The 3,533-nt window shown below is 41.7% G+C and carries 3 protein-coding genes and 1 pseudogene; all 4 read left to right on the plus strand.

What is annotated here, in order from left to right; translation table 11 throughout:
* Positions 1-896, plus strand: an 896-nt coding sequence (gene aroC / locus STRDD10_RS00170) for a chorismate synthase (RefSeq protein ID WP_067192006.1), incomplete at its 5' end; no start/stop codon positions are given.
* Positions 897-908: 12 nt separating this feature from the next.
* Positions 909-2,016: pseudogene (locus STRDD10_RS00175) on the plus strand (prephenate dehydrogenase).
* A gap of 106 nt (positions 2,017-2,122) precedes the next feature.
* On the plus strand, positions 2,123-2,461 hold the full coding sequence (locus tag STRDD10_RS00180; protein WP_067192008.1) for a YlbF/YmcA family competence regulator: 339 nt from the start codon (positions 2,123-2,125) through the stop codon (positions 2,459-2,461).
* A gap of 316 nt (positions 2,462-2,777) precedes the next feature.
* Positions 2,778-3,533: excinuclease ABC subunit UvrC (gene uvrC, locus STRDD10_RS00185; RefSeq protein WP_082781995.1), on the plus strand; the 756-nt coding region annotated here is incomplete at its 3' end.

A 3,533-nucleotide genomic window follows, 5' to 3' on the forward strand; every position in this document is an offset into this window, starting at 1 on the left:
AAGACGTGGAAGAAAAGAAAAAAGGGCTTAGAAAAATAACGAAGCCTCGTCCAGGTCATGCTGATTTGGTTGGTGGTATGAAATACCGTTTTTCTGACTTACGTAACTCTCTTGAGAGATCCTCAGCTCGTGAAACAACTATGCGTGTAGCAGTAGGAGCAGTTGCAAAACGTCTTTTGGAGGAGATTGGGGTAGAAGTAGCCAGCCATGTTGTTACTTTTGGTGGTATTGATATCACAGTTCCTGAAAATTTGACAGTGGCTGAGATTAAGAAAAGAGCAGCTCAGTCTGAGGTTTCTATTGTCAATCCTGAGAAAGAAGAAGAAATCAAAAACTATATTGATCAAATTAAGAAAGACGGAGATACAATTGGGGGGATTATCGAAACGGTAGTGGGAGGTGTACCGGTAGGTCTGGGCTCCTACGTGCAATGGGACAAAAAATTAGATGCGAAACTGGCTCAGGGAGTTGTTTCCATCAACGCTTTTAAAGGAGTTGAGTTCGGGGTTGGATTTGATGCTGGCCGTCTAAAAGGAAGCCAAGTCATGGATGAAATCATCTGGTCAGAACAAGATGGTTTTACTAGAAAAACCAATAATCTTGGTGGCTTTGAAGGTGGAATGACGAATGGGGAACCTATCGTGGTGCGTGGCGTAATGAAACCTATTCCAACCCTCTACAAGCCTCTTATGAGTGTGGATATCGAAACACATGAACCTTATAAAGCGACTGTGGAGCGGAGTGATCCGACCGCTTTGCCTGCTGCGGCGGTCGTTATGGAGTCTGTTGTTGCAACTGTTCTTGCAACGGAGGTTTTAGAGAAGTTCTCATCTGACAATATAGAGGAGCTAAAAGAAGCTGTTCAATCTCATCGGAAGTTTGTCAAGGAATTTTAAAGAGGAGCTTCAATGACAAAGAAAACCATTTATATTGCAGGCTTAGGTTTGATTGGTGCATCTATGGCGCTTGGCATTCGTCGAGACCATCCTGAGTATGAAATTTTAGGATATAATAGAGGACAAGCATCTAGAGATTTTGCCTTGAAAGAGGGGATGATTGATCAAGCTACGGATGATTTTGCAAGCTTTGCGCCATTAGCTGATGTGATTATTTTGGCAGTGCCTATCCAACAAACGATTGCTTTTATTGAGGAATTATCTCATTTAAAGTTGAAGGAACAAGTGATTATTTCTGATGCAGGTTCTACTAAGGCTGCTATTGTTGAGGCTGGTGACACTTATCTTGCAGGGAAGTCAGTTCGTTTTGTTGGTGCGCATCCTATGGCAGGTAGTCACAAGACAGGCGCAGTTGCAGCGGATGTGAATCTTTTTGAAAATGCTTATTATATTTTTTACTCCTTCTAATTTAACGCGAGAAGGAACGATAGAGGAGATGGAGGATTTGCTGTCTGGATTACATGCACGTTTTATTCAGATTGATGCAAAAGAACACGATCGGGTGACATCGCAGATAAGCCATTTCCCTCATGTATTGGCAACGAGTCTGATGAAGCAAGCAGCAAGCTATGCTCAAATTCATGAATTGACGCGAAATTTTGCGGCGGGTGGTTTCAGAGACATGACTCGAATTGCAGAAAGTGAACCGGGCATGTGGACAGCCATTCTTCTGTCAAATCCAGATAGCATATTAGAGCGTATCACGGATTTTAAAGAGAGATTGGACGCTATTGCTAGTGCCATTGATTCCAAAGACGAGGAGGCTATATGGGAGTTCTTCGACCAAGGTAGGACATACCGTCAAGAAATGGAAATACATAAGCGCGGTGGTGTAGACAGCTTCTATGATATCTTTGTAGATGTTCCTGATGAAGAGGATGTTATTCTCCATATCCTTGAATTGCTTAGAGGGACGTCATTGGTTAATGTTCATATTAACGAGGAAAATAGAGAGGACATCCATGGAATCCTCCAAATTTCCTTTAAAAATGCACAAGACTTAGAAAAGGCCAAAAAAGTAATTACGGAAAATACAGATTACAAAGTTGTGGTGAAATGAAGGAACCATTATCAGTCTGAAGATGGAATTTTCAGCTTTCGAGTAGTTTTTGTCAGATTTTTTAGAAAAGATAGGATATAATAAAGCAAAATAGAAGGAGAACCATATGGCAAATATGTATGATTTAGCAAATGAGTTAGGAAGAGAAATTCGGAATCTTCCAGAGTATAAAGCAGTTGAAGTGGCTAAAATAGCTATTCAGTCAGATGCTGAGGCTAAGCAAATTTTTTCAGATTATCTCGTGTTTCAAGGAGAACTTCAAAACTTAGCACAAACAGGACAAATGCCGGATGCGAATTTCCAAGAAAAGATGCGTGAGTTTAGTGAAAAAATTCAAGGAAATGCACTCTTGTCAGAATTCTTTAACAAGCAACAATATTTATCTATTTATTTAAGCGATATTGAGAAAATTATTTTTGAACCTGTTCAGGATTTGTTAAAATAGAGTATCTATGGAGAGTGGGACAGAAATCGGTAATTCGTTAGAATTCGATTTCGTCGTCCCACCTCCGCACAGTTGAGTAGGGCTGTAAAAGCTGATGAAATCAGCGTGGTAGAGCCCACTCAACCACTGCGTCTTGCTCGACAATCCAAAAACAATTGAGAGGCTAGGACTTTTGTCCCAGCCTCATTTTTCGTTGGACGTTTTGAAAAACATAGGTAAAGGAGAAGAAAGGATAAAATAAGAGGAAATGAAGAAGTAGCCCAAACGGATATACTTCAGTAGGGATTCTATTTTATCTTTTTGCTATAATAGTACTATGAATGACGTGATCCAATCAAAATTAGCACTTTTGCCAACCAGCCCTGGCTGTTATATCCACAAGGACAAGAATGGAACTATTATCTATGTAGGGAAGGCTAAAAACCTGCGTAACCGCGTGCGGTCTTATTTCAGAGGGAGCCACGATACCAAGACGGAGGCTTTGGTATCAGAAATTGTGGACTTTGAGTTTATCGTGACCGAGTCCAATATTGAGGCCCTGCTCCTTGAGATCAATTTGATCAAGGAAAATAAACCCAAGTACAATATCATGCTCAAGGACGACAAGTCCTATCCTTTTATCAAAATCACCCAGGAGCGCTATCCGCGTCTCATCATCACCCGTCAGGTCAAGAAAGATGGGGGGCTCTACTTTGGTCCCTATCCAGATGTGGGGGCAGCCAATGAGATTAAGCGACTGCTGGATCGGATTTTTCCTTTTCGGAAATGTACCAACCCGCCCTCTAAGGTCTGTTTTTACTACCATATCGGCCAGTGTATGGCCCATACCATCTGTAAGAAAGATGTGGCTTATTTCAAGTCCATGGCTCAGGAGGTTTCTGATTTCCTAAAAGGGCAGGATGACAAAATCATCGATGACCTCAAGGCCAAGATGAACCAGGCAGCGCAGGAGATGGAGTTTGAACGTGCGGCGGAATACCGTGACCTTATTCAGGCCATTGGAACACTTCGGACCAAACAACGGGTCATGGCTAAAGATTTGCAAAATCGGGACGTCTTTGGTTACTATGTG

Source organism: Streptococcus sp. DD10, from assembly GCF_001578805.1.
Taxonomy (GTDB): domain Bacteria; phylum Bacillota; class Bacilli; order Lactobacillales; family Streptococcaceae; genus Streptococcus.

Excerpts from the sequence above, each read along its gene's own strand:
- STRDD10_RS00180 (WP_067192008.1), top strand. The coding sequence starts at position 2,123 with ATGGCAAATATGTATGATTTAGCAAATGAGTTAGGAAGAGAAATTCGG.